Origin of the sequence: Hymenobacter psychrophilus (genome assembly GCF_900107135.1) — a bacterium.
GTDB lineage: Bacteria > Bacteroidota > Bacteroidia > Cytophagales > Hymenobacteraceae > Hymenobacter > Hymenobacter psychrophilus.
Genome location: NZ_FNOV01000016.1, coordinates 36995 through 50044, shown reverse-complemented (window position 1 = coordinate 50044; position 13050 = coordinate 36995). Strand labels below are relative to the sequence as shown.

At 61.1% G+C, this 13050-nt stretch carries 22 protein-coding genes; 13 read left to right on the top strand and 9 right to left on the bottom strand.

Annotated elements, in window-relative coordinates:
* Positions 1 to 44 precede the first annotated feature (44 nt).
* The 4 genes from BLW21_RS18885 to BLW21_RS18870 form a co-directional block, all read right to left on the bottom strand.
* Positions 45 to 326, bottom strand: a complete 282-nt coding sequence (locus BLW21_RS18885) for a hypothetical protein (RefSeq protein WP_092743328.1) — start codon at positions 324 to 326, stop codon at positions 45 to 47.
* Between the two features lie 73 nt (positions 327 to 399).
* Positions 400 to 837: a hypothetical protein gene (locus BLW21_RS18880; RefSeq protein ID WP_092743326.1), complete on the bottom strand. Its 438-nt coding sequence runs from the start codon at positions 835 to 837 to the stop codon at positions 400 to 402.
* Entirely contained in the window at positions 830 to 1288 is a 459-nt protein-coding gene (locus tag BLW21_RS18875; protein WP_245711967.1) for a M15 family metallopeptidase, read from the bottom strand. The genes BLW21_RS18880 and BLW21_RS18875 overlap by 8 nt, the downstream gene beginning before the upstream one ends.
* Positions 1289 to 1977: 689 nt before the next feature.
* Entirely contained in the window at positions 1978 to 2382 is a 405-nt protein-coding gene (locus BLW21_RS18870) for an SLOG family protein (RefSeq protein WP_092743350.1), read from the bottom strand.
* A 186-nt stretch (positions 2383 to 2568) separates the two neighbouring features.
* Between BLW21_RS18870 and BLW21_RS18865 the strand changes: the two genes are divergently transcribed.
* The 9 genes from BLW21_RS18865 (at position 2569) to BLW21_RS18830 (ending at position 6203) form a co-directional block, all read left to right on the top strand.
* Complete coding sequence (locus BLW21_RS18865) at positions 2569 to 2925, top strand: hypothetical protein (RefSeq protein WP_092743322.1); 357 nt, start codon at positions 2569 to 2571, stop codon at positions 2923 to 2925.
* The gene (locus BLW21_RS18860) at positions 2918 to 3181 is read left to right on the top strand and encodes a hypothetical protein (RefSeq protein ID WP_092743320.1); all 264 of its coding nucleotides are present in this window, start codon (positions 2918 to 2920) and stop codon (positions 3179 to 3181) included. Before BLW21_RS18865 ends, BLW21_RS18860 begins: the two co-directional genes overlap by 8 nt.
* Positions 3182 to 3191: 10 nt before the next feature.
* The gene (locus BLW21_RS18855; RefSeq protein ID WP_092743318.1) at positions 3192 to 3374 is read left to right on the top strand and encodes a SymE family type I addiction module toxin; all 183 of its coding nucleotides are present in this window, start codon (positions 3192 to 3194) and stop codon (positions 3372 to 3374) included.
* Positions 3375 to 3421: 47 nt separating this feature from the next.
* A complete protein-coding gene (locus tag BLW21_RS21645; protein ID WP_175471047.1) occupies positions 3422 to 3592 on the top strand; it encodes a hypothetical protein in 171 nt (56 codons plus the stop codon).
* Positions 3593 to 3604: 12 nt separating this feature from the next.
* Positions 3605 to 3919 carry a DUF3846 domain-containing protein gene (locus BLW21_RS18850; protein ID WP_092743316.1) on the top strand — a complete coding sequence of 105 codons (315 nt, stop codon included), beginning with the start codon at positions 3605 to 3607 and terminating at the stop codon, positions 3917 to 3919.
* 68 nt (positions 3920 to 3987) lie between these two features.
* Positions 3988 to 4692, top strand: a complete 705-nt coding sequence (locus tag BLW21_RS18845) for a hypothetical protein (RefSeq protein WP_092743314.1) — start codon at positions 3988 to 3990, stop codon at positions 4690 to 4692.
* Between the two features lie 97 nt (positions 4693 to 4789).
* Complete coding sequence (locus BLW21_RS18840; RefSeq protein WP_245711966.1) at positions 4790 to 5065, top strand: hypothetical protein; 276 nt, start codon at positions 4790 to 4792, stop codon at positions 5063 to 5065.
* A gap of 106 nt (positions 5066 to 5171) precedes the next feature.
* Positions 5172 to 5846, top strand: coding sequence for a PD-(D/E)XK nuclease-like domain-containing protein (locus tag BLW21_RS18835; RefSeq protein WP_092743312.1), 675 nt, complete (start codon positions 5172 to 5174; stop codon positions 5844 to 5846).
* 36 nt (positions 5847 to 5882) lie between these two features.
* Positions 5883 to 6203 carry a YegP family protein gene (locus BLW21_RS18830; RefSeq protein ID WP_092743310.1) on the top strand — a complete coding sequence of 107 codons (321 nt, stop codon included), beginning with the start codon at positions 5883 to 5885 and terminating at the stop codon, positions 6201 to 6203.
* A 35-nt stretch (positions 6204 to 6238) separates the two neighbouring features.
* Here BLW21_RS18830 and BLW21_RS18825 read toward each other — a convergent pair whose 3' ends face one another.
* Together BLW21_RS18825 and BLW21_RS18820 are read right to left on the bottom strand one after the other, a co-directional pair.
* Complete coding sequence (locus tag BLW21_RS18825; RefSeq protein WP_092743308.1) at positions 6239 to 7213, bottom strand: GIY-YIG nuclease family protein; 975 nt, start codon at positions 7211 to 7213, stop codon at positions 6239 to 6241.
* Between the two features lie 119 nt (positions 7214 to 7332).
* Positions 7333 to 8121 carry an HNH endonuclease gene (locus tag BLW21_RS18820; RefSeq protein WP_092743306.1) on the bottom strand — a complete coding sequence of 263 codons (789 nt, stop codon included), beginning with the start codon at positions 8119 to 8121 and terminating at the stop codon, positions 7333 to 7335.
* 157 nt (positions 8122 to 8278) lie between these two features.
* Here BLW21_RS18820 and BLW21_RS21640 point away from each other — a divergent pair, with 157 nt between their 5' ends.
* From BLW21_RS21640 to BLW21_RS21325, 3 genes are all read left to right on the top strand, one after another.
* Positions 8279 to 8818: an SH3 domain-containing protein gene (locus tag BLW21_RS21640; RefSeq protein WP_092743304.1), complete on the top strand. Its 540-nt coding sequence runs from the start codon at positions 8279 to 8281 to the stop codon at positions 8816 to 8818.
* A 124-nt stretch (positions 8819 to 8942) separates the two neighbouring features.
* Complete coding sequence (locus BLW21_RS18810) at positions 8943 to 9878, top strand: hypothetical protein (RefSeq protein ID WP_092743302.1); 936 nt, start codon at positions 8943 to 8945, stop codon at positions 9876 to 9878.
* A complete protein-coding gene (locus BLW21_RS21325; RefSeq protein WP_139255317.1) occupies positions 9875 to 10387 on the top strand; it encodes a hypothetical protein in 513 nt (170 codons plus the stop codon). The genes BLW21_RS18810 and BLW21_RS21325 overlap by 4 nt, the downstream gene beginning before the upstream one ends.
* A gap of 156 nt (positions 10388 to 10543) precedes the next feature.
* Here BLW21_RS21325 and BLW21_RS21910 read toward each other — a convergent pair whose 3' ends face one another.
* From BLW21_RS21910 to BLW21_RS18795, 3 genes are all read right to left on the bottom strand, one after another.
* Positions 10544 to 11209, bottom strand: coding sequence for a hypothetical protein (locus BLW21_RS21910; protein ID WP_245711965.1), 666 nt, complete (start codon positions 11207 to 11209; stop codon positions 10544 to 10546).
* Positions 11210 to 11360: 151 nt separating this feature from the next.
* Entirely contained in the window at positions 11361 to 12101 is a 741-nt protein-coding gene (locus tag BLW21_RS18800; protein WP_092743300.1) for a hypothetical protein, read from the bottom strand.
* 54 nt (positions 12102 to 12155) lie between these two features.
* Positions 12156 to 12680 carry a thermonuclease family protein gene (locus BLW21_RS18795; RefSeq protein ID WP_092743298.1) on the bottom strand — a complete coding sequence of 175 codons (525 nt, stop codon included), beginning with the start codon at positions 12678 to 12680 and terminating at the stop codon, positions 12156 to 12158.
* Positions 12681 to 12803: 123 nt separating this feature from the next.
* On the opposite strand from BLW21_RS18795, the gene BLW21_RS18790 reads away from it, so the two are divergent.
* Positions 12804 to 13016 (top strand): hypothetical protein, encoded by a 213-nt coding sequence (locus tag BLW21_RS18790; protein WP_019949677.1) that lies wholly within the window; start codon positions 12804 to 12806, stop codon positions 13014 to 13016.
* Positions 13017 to 13050 lie beyond the last annotated feature (34 nt).

Sequence of the window (13050 nt, the reverse complement as noted above, 5' to 3'; positions counted from 1 at the left end):
GACCTCACTGGCCAGGGCTGTTCTTTTACACGGGCTGCAGCGCCCTACAACGTCTCGGCCGACGACCCGCCCATCCGCTCCTTACGACTCTGAGCCTCGTCCAGCTGCTCCCCCGGCTTCACCGCCGTACTCGACACGGCCGCCCCGATAGAGCCCGCCAGCACCAGATAACCCCCGAGCGTAACCAGCGCCGCCGGCAGCAGGGCAGGGGAGGCCACCAGAATAGCCCCCACCGCCCCCACGGCCACCGAAATAGACCGCACCTTGCGAAAGAACCGGGGCGTAGGCAACGTCAGCCGGTCCGTGATACTGAGTTTGTTCGACATGGTAGGTAATGTTAGTTGTTAGGAAATAGTTGGGTCCTTGTCTACCAGTAGCTAGCAGCTAAAAGCTGTCAGCTTACTCTTTATCCAGCCGGGCCAGAATCCGGTCGGCCCACTCATTGCGCTTCTGCTGGTCTTTGGTGAAGTCGGTGAGCAGCTTCGTGCGCTCCTCCACCAAGGCCATGGTCTTGTCGATGTGGGCCAGCTTCTCGCCCAGCTTCATTACCAGCTCCACCATCTCCCGGCGTAGCTCGGTGCGCTGCTGCAGGGCCTCGGTCCGAATAGCCTCGGCCTGCTTGCCCATTTCCAGCCGCAGCTTCTCCTCGCGGGCCACCGCCGAAACGTGGAACTCATCCACCCGCACCGACAACGCCTCGGCCTTCTGCTGATTGGCCACGCAGGTCGCCTTCAGCTCCTCCACCGCCCGCCAGTTCTTCACGAAGTAGAGCAGCACGGCCACCGCCCCGGCCACCACCGACGTCACCACGCCCCAGTGCTCAAACACGCTATTCACGGCCCGGCCCTCCTTTCTGCGCGCTCAGCAGCTCAAAGTGCGGCCGGTCCCTGAACGAGGGCCAGTCGCCCCCCCACACCACCCGCGCATCGGCGTACTTCATCAGCCGGGCAAACTTGCTCAGCAGCAGTGCCGACCACGACACCGACCCATCCGCCAGCTGAAACGCCACGTCCAGCGCCGGGGTAGGAGGGCCCAGGTTGTGGTTCGACTCCCCACCGCGCTTGTAGGTCACGATAGGCCCCGGCATGCTCCGCCCTTGCCGGTAAAGCTCGTTCTGCCGCTCCGCGCTGCGGTAGCACTCGGTAATGATGGGTCGCCCCACCAGCCGCAACACCGGGTCGCCCAGCCAGCGGCCCAGCGCCTGCCCGTACGCCGCCGCCAGCACCGGCGCCGCCTCAGTCAGCCTTTCTGCCTGCCGCCGCTTCTGCGCTGGTGCCAGTTCTATCACCTGACTCCTCCGAATTTCCCTGTCACGTGTTGCCATTAGCGTAGATATTTTCTTTTATGTAAAAATATACAAATTATTGGATCGAAGCACACACTGATTAATCTCGAGACGGCAGGGTGTAAATTGTATTATTAAGGCGCACCCCTGCGGGTCAGGCTATCCAGGGCTCCGCTGCGCTGCGGTGCTGCGCACGGGCTCCTGCGTCGCGCCCCTTCCTATCCTTTGCGCATGCTCCCGCCACGATGTTGTGACTACTGTTGCCTACCGTGCCACGCCGCCCGCCCAGGGCCTGAAAAACGGGCCCCAGCAGTCGGCTACCAGTTCCCCGCGAGTCAGCCGGCCGCGCTCACCGCTCGTGCCCCGCTCCGGCCCACCGCCCTCTGCTCCGCTCCGGGCGGCCAGCCTCCGCTACCGTCTGCCCACCGCCCCGGCCGCCCTCCCGCTGGTCGGCCCGCCTAGCCCCCGCACCGAATGGGTGCCTGCGGCGCGTGTTTAAGTGGGGGAGTCCCCCCACACCCCCCGCAGTATGCTCTGCTTCGCGCTGCATCACCTCGGCTGCGCCTCATAAGGTGCCCTTCGGGCGTGTATTATCGGGGGCCTCAAGGCCGGCCCCCATACCCCCTGGCCAAGGGCATTCAAGTGTTTGTTCGCGGCCGGGTGGCATTGGCCGGCCCGGCAGCCCCGGTGGGCTACAGGCCCAGGCCGCCGGCTACCGGCAGCGCGCCGGGGGTGGGGTGGGCCAGCCACTCGCAGCGGCGGCCCAGGCGGGCGGCGGCGCGGGCCGCGCCCAGCGTGCCCCGGCTCTGCCCGTCCCAGCACACCAGCACCAAGTCAGCCCCGCGCACTATGGCGGCATTGCGCACGTGGGGCGCGGCCGGGCCGTAGGTGGCGTAGTCGGGGCGCAGTTCCAGCAGCGGCACCCCGTGGGCCCGGCACCAGCCGGCCGCCAGCTGGTCCACTCCAGCCGCGCCGCCACTCACCACCCGGCTCAGCCGGCCAGTCGCCCGCAGCTCCTGCAGGCGGGCCAGCAGGGCCTGGCAGGTCGCCAGGCTCCGGCTGCCCACTACTGCCACAGTTGTCGTCTTGTGTTTCATAATTGCATATTTATTATACATCAATATACAACTAAAATAAGTAAAAACATACAAAAATAACTTGTAATAAGTTATGTATTATGTGTGCTTTTATATATATTTAGGTAGTAGTTCGGGAAAGGCCCGGACGCCACGCGCACCCCGGCGGGCCCCCGGCCGCGCACCCCACGGCTAACCTCTACAGCCATGTTCACTGCCTTGCAATTCTCGCAGCTCGCCGCCGCCGCCTGGTCCGGCCCCGTTGCCGGCCATGTCGCCGCCATCAGCTACAATGTCACGCCGTGCGGCCACGCGGTTGCCCGGTTTAGCATCTCCTATCACCTCGGTGGGGTCTGCTACCTGCAGCTCAGCCCTTGCCCGTTCGCCGCCATTGCCGCCGCCGTAGCCCAAGCCGCCGCCGCCGGCGTTCCGGTCTGCCGCCGCCACGCCCGGGCCGCCCTTGCCCGCGCCGCCGCTGCTTTGTGCGGGGTGCGCGCCCTGGTCCGCCCCGGTTTCGCCTGCCGTGCCCGTGCCCGCCGGGTAGCCCACCGCCTCCATGCGTAGCGCCCCCGCCACCGTAGCAGCCGCCCCCAGCTGGGCGGCTGCGCTGCCGGCCCTCTGGCTGCTGGCCCGCGCCCAGGCTGCTCACGCCGACGCCCGCGACAAACACCTGCACCACCGTCAGCAATGCACCGGCCATAAGCACTGCGCCAAGCTCCTGCGCCAGGCGGCCCGCGCCCTGCTTTCCACTGCCGCCCGCGTGTATCACGCCAGCCCCCGCGCCGCCCTCGACCGCGCCGCCGCATCCTCCGCCCGCTAAAGTCTCCGCCATGCAACGCAAGCTAAAAATAGAGGTGCGCCACCGCCGCCGCGCATTCGGCTACGCCGCCACGGCCAAGCTGCTGCTTTCGGGCCACTGGCTGCAGGCCGCCGGCTTCGCTCCCGGCGCCGTGGCCCAGGTCGAGGTGCAGGCCGGCCGCCTCATCATCACGCCCGCCCTTCCAGTCCACTAATCCACCAGGGGCCGGCAACCGTCGCCGGCCCCGCATTCCCTACCACCATGCCCAAGAATAAGCCCCAGCCAGCAGTACGCGCCTTCCTGGTTGAAAACCACTCCGTAGGCGCCGACGCCCTGGTCTACGCCACCGATAAAAAGGCGGCCAAGGAGGAGTATTTGAAGCAGTGCCCCGATGCTATAAACGACAGGTTCACCGCCTACATCGTCAAATAAAGCCCTTGCCTCATGCCCGCCACCGCTACTACCTACCAGCCCCAACTGCTCGACCCCCATAGCGCCGAGCCCCGCACTGTCAGCCCCGCCAACGGCCGCAACTTCCGCCTAGCTGAGCTCTACCAGCTGCTCGACTGCCAGACCGTCGAAGTGGTGCGGCTCTCCGACGAACTCATCCTCATCATCGACGAGGAGGGCAAGTTCCGCCAGCCCGCCTACCTGAACCTGCTGGCCACCTACCTCTGGTACCAGCACCAGCCCCAGGCCCGCGGTGTGGATTCCATCGTCGGCCGCGCCCTGCTTTGCCACGACAAGCAATTCAAATAACCCCCACACCGGCGACGGGGCCGGCCGCCAACGGGCCCCACTTTTTTCACCCTCTTACCCTTTTCGTTATGGCTACTGCCACCAAGACCCCCAAAGCCCCCGCCGCTACGCCCAACGCCGTAGCCACCCTCACCACCACCGTGCCGACCCCGAGCCGCGCCTACCTCACGGCCACCCTGGACGAGGCCAGCGGCGAAGTAATCGAAACCAGCCGCTTCCGCTACCTGCCCGGCCACCCGCGCCAGATTCGCTTCGATGCCAAGGCCGGCCAGTTCAACATCAACGGCATGGCCCAGTTGGGCAGCTCGCTCAGCTTCATCCCGCTGGCCTGGCGCATCTTCTCCGACGACATTCTCAACATGGGCCGCAAGCTCTGGGCCGAGCTATTCTACGCCGACGACAAAGGCGCCATTTGCGCCGTGCTCTTCCACGGCTACAGCGTCGAAAACCTCTACCGCCTCATTGAGCCGCTGTTCTACGACGAGCTCACTCTGGCCGATGTAGTGGTAACGGTGCGCGCCGTGAAGAAGGAGACGACCAAGGAGGGCAAGAAAGCCACCTACTATATCGCCGAGTTTAGCTACGAGCCCGCCGCGCTGGCCGAGATAGTGGCCCGCCGCGACTTCGCCCAGGACTTCCCCATCTGGCGCGAGGAAACCCACACCGGCACGGCCGAGCTGCGCACCAGCCACGCCTACAGCCCGCCGCCGGCCACCACGCCAGCCCGGCTCGAAGAGGCCCTCACCGCCGCCCTGGCCGAACCCGCCGCGTGAGTGCCGCCCGGCCCTCTTCCCACCGCCCGCCGGTAGGGGAGAGGGCCACCCCGGCTTGGCCGCCACCAGCCCCACTGCATCACCTAAACCTAACGCTATGTCCTTCGCTTCCCGTACGCCCGACCCCGACTTATATCCGCCCCAGCTGCCCGAGCTGGTTTACCGGCAACCGGCCGCCGACGAGGCCGAGGCCGCCCGCCTCACCCAGCTGGCCCAGCTCGTGGCCACCAGCCCACCGCTGTCCGACGTGCGCGACCTGGCCCCGGCCGTGCGCGCGCTGTTCCCGTCGCCGGCCTACGAAGTCGGCTGCGGTGGCGCCCACATCTGGCTGCACCGCGCCGGCGAGAACCCCCAGCTGGCCGTCATTTCCTAATTCAAATAAGCTGTTAGCGGAGAGCTTCTAGCTGTTAGCAAAACGGCCCACCAACCGGAAGCTAACAGCTAATAGCTCTCAGCTAAAAGCTCCAAAAAACACCGCTATGTTCACCAACCTCACCACGCACCCCCAACTGACCCAGGCCCAGCACCGTGCTTTGCCCCACGTCAGCAACACCGACTTGTCCACCCTCAAGGCCGAACTGCTCGGCCAGCCCCGGCGCGCCAACCCCCAGGCCTTCGTATTCGGCACGGCCTTCCACGAGGCCGTACTGGAACCGGCCCGCTACTCGCCGCCGCCCACGTTGGCCCCGGCCCAGCGCCGGCTGCTCGACACACTGGCCGCCGCCGTGCGCCGCCACCGCTACTGCCGCGACCTGCTCTACCGCGGCACGCCCGAGCTCACCCACACCGCCACCCACGAGGCCACCGGCCTCACCGTCAAAATCCGCCCCGACCTGCTGCTCACCACCCCGCGCCTCGGCCGCCGGGTGCTGGTCGACTTTAAAACCACCAGCTGCCCCGACTACACCCACTTCCTGGCCACCGTCGAGCAGTACGACTACGACCGCCAGGCCGCCTTCTACGCCGACGTGCTGCAGGCCGAGCGCTTCCTCATCATCGGCGTCCAGAAGAAGGCCCCCAACGAAATCTGGCTGGTTGAACTCTCCGCCGACGCCGACACCATGGCCCAGGGCCGCAAGAAGTACCAGCGCCTGCTGCGGGCCTATGCCCAGCAGCCTTGCTCGCCAACCGCCGCTTTACCGCTGGCGGCTTAACTTCCCTGCATCATTTCACCACTCAACCCTCACGCTATGGCCGCTTTCCAGATTTTCTACAGCAGTAATCAGTACTGGTATCACCTGCGCGCCGGCAACGGCGAAATCGTCCAGTCGGGCGAGGGCTATACCACCAAGGCCAGTTGCCAGAACGGCATCCGCTCGGTGCAGACCAACTGCCAGCCCCACCGCTTCGAGTCTTATTTCGCCAGCGGCCAATACGGCTTCAACCACGTGGCGGCCAACGGCGAAATTATCGGCCGCAGCGAGAAGTACACCACCGCCCAGTCCCGCGACCACGGCATCCAGGTCGTGCTGCGCGAGGCCCCCGATGCCCCGGTGCAGGACCTGACCTGAAGTGTATAGGTACTCGTGCTAACCTTGGTTTCTGATTAGCCGCGCAGTACATCTTCGGCTAAATCAAAGCAGTGATAGGGCGAATAGATGGTCCCGCCTCTGCGCATCAGGCGCAGACTCATTTCCCGCACGCTCAGTCGGAAGGCTGGCTCCTGTTGCAGTGCCGTCAGCAGAAAGCTCATGCCCTTGAAATTAATCCGGTATTGGTCGGTGCCGGCCGCCTGATAAGTCGTGGACTCAATATTGTAGGCGTAAGCGCGCAGAAAGCGGGCCTTCTCTGCCGGAGTTGAGTAGAAGCTGCCTGTGACGATGGCAAAAACAAAGCCCTGGTTGGTGGCCTTCTCGCTGCCCGCTGCCAGCACTTCCATGCCATTCATGTTCAGCGTAAAGTAGCGGCTGCCTCCACTGGTGGAGGGTAGGCAGCTCAGCGCCCAGAAGGCCTGCTCGGTTTTCTTGTAAGCCGGAATGCCCAGCGTGATGTAAGCGCGCAGCAAAACCTGCACGCGGGTATAGGCTGGCAGCCGCTGCAGCTGCCGGAAGTTCTGCCGGTACTTCACCTTGAACTTCTCCTCAACCGACTGGCTCAAATCCACTCCCTCGTTGTCCAGCGGGTGTCCGTCCGCCAGCCAGACCGCCTGCTCGGCCGGCGACACGAGCAAATCCAGGTCAGTGTCGCCCACCACGTTGGTCACGAAGGTCTTGTTGGTCAGCAGCAGGCCCGCTGCCTCCGCCTGCCGAATCAGCCGCTGCTCCACCTGGTCCAGCTGCCCTTTGGCAACAGATTGAAACCAGTGGCGAACGATTGTATCGTAGTTCTTGCGGTGCTGAGCAAACCGGCGGACAGCATCTACCGCCTGACCAATATAGAAGGTGCCGTCACTGAACTGCAGCAGGTAAATTCCGCAACGACTCTTCGAGGCAGGGAACCGGTCGGCAATGGAAACCCGGCCTGTAACATCGTGCCCAGCTTCCGCCTGAAATCCCAGCGAATCTATAATTGGCAAGCTCATAAGCAGCGGAACTGAATAACGCCCTCCGTAGGCCCTGAAAGGTAAGACTACCAGCTCAGCAAGCTTCCACAAGGCTCTGAAAGTATTGAGCACATTGCCGCGACGGGCGGGGTAAATAGCTACACGTGTGTGCTTTTCCACTTGGTCCGGTGCCAGTCCAGAAACTCTGGGTCCGGCAGAAACCGCCGCCGCGCCGGCAGCCGCAGCGCCTGCCCATGGTACTGGCCCAGCAACGCCCCGGCCGACTGCGCATCGGGCCGGCTGCTCAGCCGCACGGACGGTGCCACCTCAATCACGTAATCGTCGGGCCGGATGGTGAAAAGACCCAACTCAAACGCCCGGTCGTGCAGCGCATTTAGCGCCAGCCCGTTGCGCGGGTTCAGCCGGTTGGCCTCGTCTACGGCCCAGGGCCGGATATGCCCTGCCACCAGCAGCGCCGGCTGCCGCAGCCCCGTCACGCAGCACGTATTGTCGTAGGCGGCCAGGACCGTGCGTCGGAAAAATTGCTGGTTCACCCGCACTTTCACCAGTTGCTCTTTCATACGGCCCACCGGTTGCGGCGGCAGCGGCTCATACTGCTCAGCTACCTCCTCCAGCGTCAGGTGCTGGGCTTCGGCCAGCCGCTGCTCACTTTCTAGCACCCGCCCGGCCCAGTCGGCATAGAACTCTGCCCACACTTGCCGGTCCAGCTTGCTTGCATTGCTCATACCCACCCGGTCCAGGCTCGGGTCCAGACTGGCGAAATTCACCAGCTTCAGGGCAATGGAGCTGGGCGTACGCCCCAGCAAGGCCGCCAGCCGGATGATTTCCGGGTTGCCCTTGTGCAGCTGACCGAACGGAAGCTTGCAGTACAGGTTGATGGCCACCAACAGTTCATCCCGGGTCCAGAGGCGTTGCCCTTCTTTCATAGCGGCTAATATATGGGCACCTTTCTGACCTTAGTTGCTAGCTTTAGTGTGGCGGTAGAAATAACATCCGTGTACGGATAGGACAGAAGCAGTAAAATCAGCAGATTTACGCATTATCCGGTATAAGTTGCCGGCTGCTACTTTCCCTCTATCTCCGATGAAATCATTGCTACTGCTGGCCCTGGGGGCAGGTTTGTTCAATACCGGGCCCAAAGATGGCCCCACCACCCGCAAACCTGTTGCCCGTTCTGCCAAGACCTTAGCCGCTGCCCTGGGCCGCTGCTCCGGCAATGCGTACTGCCGCTCGTGCCGCAACTGCAGCGCCTGCGGCCACTGCGCCGGTGGGGGCGGCACATGCGGAGTGTGCGCCAGCTACTCGGCGCCCGTGCACACGTATCGGGCCCCGGCCCGCACCCGCTCCACCAGCACGCGCAGCAGCTATGGTAGCTCCGCCACCACTACCCGGCCCAGAACAGTACTAGTCAAGAACATGCGCTACGTGGTAGCCGCCTCCACGCTCAACCTGCGGTCTGAGCCCAGCGCCGAAGCCGATGTACTGCGGATCTTGGATGCCGGCGACAGCGTGACCATCCTGGAGTTGGTGGACAGCAAGTGGGCTCGGGTATCAGCCGAGAGTGCCGAGTTAGGCGACCAGGAGGGCTACGTGGCCCGGGCGTACCTGAGCAGCCGGCGGTAGCTAATTCCAGGAATGCTAGAATAAATTGGCTGGAAGGTTGGGTACGCCTTCGTTCTTTTTCTTGTTTAGCTGACTATTAGTAAGTCAGCCACTAATTGCCCCCTTCATTTTAATCTACTTCAACATGAGCGATACTATAGTTCGCGTTCCTCGGACGGTACATTATTTCAGCATTGATTTCAGTTTCAATGATGACTTAAAGAAGGAAGACCATTTCCTAGAACTCTTCCGCATGATTGTACAAATGTCTAGGGATAAAGCATCGGACAGATATAAAGAAATTGGCGGGCGTATCTTATTTGTACAGGATGTTGAGTTCATCGATGACGGAGTTCTCAAACTTGTTAAGGGCAAAGTTCGATTAGTTAGAGACCTAGCGCCTGAGTTGTTAGATATGAATGAAGACATTGCTTCAGAAGTCGAGCTAAAGGAACATCAAGGTTTTGTAGAGACAACCCACTTTGTACTTTCTTATAAAAAACGGGTAAAAAGATTAGCTATAGAGTACAACGAAGCAGGCGCCAAATCTCATGAAATTGAAAAGTACTGGCGCTCAGTAGGAGAGAAAGTAAAGCTTCAGGCAATTTCGATGCGTCGTCTGATTAGTGACAATGTCTTAAAGGAACTGCAGCGTCGCATTGGTCGTGCATCTGAAGTCATAGTAGAAGCATATCGAGATGATATAGAGGCTATTAAAAAAACAAATAAACAATTAGGCACGGCATTGGAAGTAACAGAGAAGTTTCTAGATTCGGACAAAGTTGGAATTCACTTTGGCTTCGATTATAAGAAAAAGGAATCAACTGGTGCTGTGACTAACTTTGTAAATGATTTGGCCATAGCACTCGGCAAGGATCCAACAAAAATAAATTTATTCAAAAAACTTCAAGTTAGAGGTGAAGATACTGAACACAATAACTTGCTTCATTTGTTTGACTTATTAGAAAGCAAAGAAAGCAGCCGCTTAAGATTTGAGCGAAAGCCAAAATCAAACACACTTGTTACAGCGGATTTTTACGAGAAAACTCTAGCTGAGATGAGTAGATTGAAGTTGATATGAAAACAAAAGCCCTCAATGTATATTTCATTGCGCCGTTACTATGGGATGCGCTCTTAATTGGACTCATTGTCTTAATTCTGCACTTTTTTGCGAAATATTTACCTCTTATCACTTTAGACCTGCCTACTGTATTAGACAGTTTGGCAAGCACGGCTATTTCATTAGCGGGGTTCATCTTGACTGGTTTGACTATCATAGTCTCTATTAGAGCTAATTTATCTTATAAGGGCATTAATGAATCAAATTCAGGGATTGAATTATTGTTTAATAGCTGGGCTTATGGATCGATAGTTAAAATTTTTAAAGGCGCAATTATTGGACTAATTCTAAGCGCATTATTATTATACCTAGCATTAATATTCAGTGGCACCATTACGTATAGACATATTATTTTGATTTCTATTATTTGCTTTATAGAAATATTCATGTCTATGTTTCGCTGCTTGTATATACTATTCAAAATAATAACTATTGAAATAAAATCTTCTGTTAAAGATCAGGTATCATGATCAGATTTGACTGCATCAATTTTGCAATTGATGTAGATAAAATGCCTATTCGTATCTTGTCGTCTGAATGCTTGCAACCGCATTAAACCAAAAACGCCCCGACCAACTGGCCGGGGCGTTCTGTATTTAGCTGCAGGCTGCAAGGCCGGTCGCAGCTTACGCCAGCGTCAACGTCCGCTCCTCGCGCAACTGTGGGTTGGCCGCGTCGGTGAAAACGAACTGCACCCGCTGCCCGGCCGTGGCGTTGTCGAAGGTGAACGACATCTCATCCCCGTTCCGGAAATCGTAGGCGTAGGGCGCGAAGTCGTTGACCAGGTGGTAGCCGCCCGAGGGCGCACTGGCCTGCACCACGATATTGAAGTTGCCGTTACCCACGTCCTGGGACCGCAACTGACTGATGGCGATGGCCTCTTCTGCGCCCCCGGGTCTGGACGATTCCGGAGGAGTGATGATGACCACTGGCGGCCCGGTCACGGCCTCGCCAAACAGCGCATCGAGCGGCAGCGGCTGCCCGCCATTGCCATCGGGAATGGGGTTGAAGATTTGCAGCTCCTCGCCCGGCGTGCTCTGCCCGAGCACCGTGCCGAGTTGGTCGGGTTGCACTGCATCAAGCAGGTCGTGGATGAGGATGGTTTGGGTGCTCACGTCCACGTTGTAGAGTTGGTTGAGCGCATTGAGTTGCGCGGCCGCATCCTGGCTGAGGCGCAGCGCGTCGGCCAGCTTCTGGGCATAACGCCGAGTCTTCGAATCAGACGAAGCCCGCAGGCGCAGTGCCCGCTTCATGCGGGTACGAAACTGGCGCTGGTAAGGGGTGGTAGCCATGTGTTTAGTATTTAGTAGTAAGTATTGGGTACTGAGTACCCGACTAGTAGGTACCCGACTAGTAGGTAGCGGCAAAAAGAAGTGAGTAGCGGGCTTTTCGCGGTACCGTTGAACGACACTCACTACTCAATACCCCCTACTCACTACTACTTTACCCCACGGCCACCACGCTTAGGGCGTTGTAGGCGTTGGAGTTGAGCGGGTAGAACTTGCCGTTCATTTGCTGGAAGAAGTCCACGCCCACGGCCACCACCAGCGACTCGTCGGCCGGGGCCACCAGCGGCAGGCTCAGGCTTTCAGCGGGTCGCACGGCGTTGTCCAGCGGCAGTTCCGCTGTGCTCACCTCGACACTGTTGTAAGTGCCCGTCTCAAAGTTGACGCTGGCCACGGCCGCATTGATGCGGTAGTGGGTGGCGCCCTGCGGAGCGGCTACGTCGCGCGAGGGGTTCAGCTCGCCCAAGTTCACCGCGTGGGTGCCGGTGGCCCGGTCCAGCGTGGGCTCCACCCGGCCAAAGTAGGTGCTCGACAAGGCCGAGCCGGCATTGAAGTCGAAGCCCACCAGCGTGGGCAGGTTCTCGGGCAGCACCTGCCGGCCGCCGCGGTCGGAGTCCTCGTCCAGATTCAGAATCTGCTTCATCTTCTGGGCCAGGCGCGAAACCATGAGCCGGTCGGAGGCCAGGGCCACCACCCGACGCAGCGCGTCGCGCACGAGCTTACCCGAGGAGGCCGCCGTGGCAAACTCGCTGGCATTCTCGCGCACCCGCTGCATGGAGGCGGACGAATTGAACTGGCTCTTGTTGGAGCCCTGCTTTTGGCGCACCGTGCCGTCTTTGGCGAAAACTACGCCGCCCACGGTGCCACTGATTTGAATTACGCCGGTCTGACGTGCCATAGTGGTAGGGAAAAAGGGTGAGAAGAAATTGACTGCCTTCGCTGCGTCTTTGCCCTACCGGGGGCAGTCAACCCGGTAGCGCCGCTTTATTTCCTGTTTGAACTCCCGCCACAGCCAGGGTGGCACGGCCGCGCCCACGCCGCAGCGCCACAGCCCGAGGCCGCCGGCCTGGGCCCGCTGCTGTTCCTGTACCCAGCGTACCCGCTGCCGGCCCGGCGCATAGGCCCAGGCCCAGCCCCGTGCTACCAGCACCGAATCCAGGGTCCCGAGCTGCTGAGTAGGAGCGAGGCGCACGCGCACCGCGCCCAGCGTCCGCCGCCCGTAGCGGTCGGTGCCGACGCGCGTCAGCTCTACCAGTCCGCCGGCCGCGCTCAGCAGCACCCGCACCGAGTCGGTGGCCGCCGGCCCGAACGGCTGGCTGCGCTCGGGCGCATCCACGCCCAGTAGTCGCACCCGCTCGCGCCGGCTCTGGCTGAGCACCTCGTAGGTGTCAGCATCCACCACCCGGCTCACCCGTACCAGCTCCTGGGCCCGTGCCGGTGTGCCGACTACCGCCACCGTCAGCAGCAGCGCAGCCAACCGCCTAAGCAGCAGCGAAGCAGGGGGGCGGAGGGAAGTTCGATTCCGTTTCATTCCCGAACCTACTCAGTTGCCCGGCGCGTTGTATCTTCACTTGTCCCAACCGCCCCCACAATACCCCACATGACCCAGGTATGCATTTACCCCAAAGACGCAGCCCGGCTGACTGGCACCCAGTACACGGCCGGTAAGCGTTTGCTGCAGCGCATTCGCGCCGCGCTCGGCAAGCCGGCCGGCTCCTACGTGTCGGTGGGCGAGTTCTGCGCCTACACCCGCCTGCCCGAGCCCGAAGTCACCGCTGCCATCAACGGCGTGCCAGTCCTTCCCCGGCGCTAGCCCCGGCCATGGCTCGCCCGCCTCTTAAGCATGG

Excerpts from the sequence above, each read along its gene's own strand:
- BLW21_RS18885 (WP_092743328.1), bottom strand. The coding sequence starts at position 326 with ATGTCGAACAAACTCAGTATCACGGACCGGCTGACGTTGCCTACGCCC.
- BLW21_RS18790 (WP_019949677.1), top strand. The coding sequence starts at position 12,804 with ATGACCCAGGTATGCATTTACCCCAAAGACGCAGCCCGGCTGACTGGC.
- BLW21_RS21910 (WP_245711965.1), bottom strand. The coding sequence starts at position 11,209 with ATGGCTACCACCCCTTACCAGCGCCAGTTTCGTACCCGCATGAAGCGG.
- BLW21_RS18870 (WP_092743350.1), bottom strand. The coding sequence starts at position 2,382 with ATGAAACACAAGACGACAACTGTGGCAGTAGTGGGCAGCCGGAGCCTG.
- BLW21_RS18825 (WP_092743308.1), bottom strand. The coding sequence starts at position 7,213 with ATGAGCTTGCCAATTATAGATTCGCTGGGATTTCAGGCGGAAGCTGGG.
- BLW21_RS18835 (WP_092743312.1), top strand. The coding sequence starts at position 5,172 with ATGTTCACCAACCTCACCACGCACCCCCAACTGACCCAGGCCCAGCAC.
- BLW21_RS18850 (WP_092743316.1), top strand. The coding sequence starts at position 3,605 with ATGCCCGCCACCGCTACTACCTACCAGCCCCAACTGCTCGACCCCCAT.
- BLW21_RS21325 (WP_139255317.1), top strand. The coding sequence starts at position 9,875 with ATGAAAACAAAAGCCCTCAATGTATATTTCATTGCGCCGTTACTATGG.
- BLW21_RS18820 (WP_092743306.1), bottom strand. The coding sequence starts at position 8,121 with ATGAAAGAAGGGCAACGCCTCTGGACCCGGGATGAACTGTTGGTGGCC.
- BLW21_RS18845 (WP_092743314.1), top strand. The coding sequence starts at position 3,988 with ATGGCTACTGCCACCAAGACCCCCAAAGCCCCCGCCGCTACGCCCAAC.
- BLW21_RS18840 (WP_245711966.1), top strand. The coding sequence starts at position 4,790 with ATGTCCTTCGCTTCCCGTACGCCCGACCCCGACTTATATCCGCCCCAG.
- BLW21_RS21640 (WP_092743304.1), top strand. The coding sequence starts at position 8,279 with ATGAAATCATTGCTACTGCTGGCCCTGGGGGCAGGTTTGTTCAATACC.
- BLW21_RS18830 (WP_092743310.1), top strand. The coding sequence starts at position 5,883 with ATGGCCGCTTTCCAGATTTTCTACAGCAGTAATCAGTACTGGTATCAC.
- BLW21_RS18860 (WP_092743320.1), top strand. The coding sequence starts at position 2,918 with ATGCGTAGCGCCCCCGCCACCGTAGCAGCCGCCCCCAGCTGGGCGGCT.
- BLW21_RS18855 (WP_092743318.1), top strand. The coding sequence starts at position 3,192 with ATGCAACGCAAGCTAAAAATAGAGGTGCGCCACCGCCGCCGCGCATTC.
- BLW21_RS18865 (WP_092743322.1), top strand. The coding sequence starts at position 2,569 with ATGTTCACTGCCTTGCAATTCTCGCAGCTCGCCGCCGCCGCCTGGTCC.
- BLW21_RS18810 (WP_092743302.1), top strand. The coding sequence starts at position 8,943 with ATGAGCGATACTATAGTTCGCGTTCCTCGGACGGTACATTATTTCAGC.
- BLW21_RS21645 (WP_175471047.1), top strand. The coding sequence starts at position 3,422 with ATGCCCAAGAATAAGCCCCAGCCAGCAGTACGCGCCTTCCTGGTTGAA.
- BLW21_RS18800 (WP_092743300.1), bottom strand. The coding sequence starts at position 12,101 with ATGGCACGTCAGACCGGCGTAATTCAAATCAGTGGCACCGTGGGCGGC.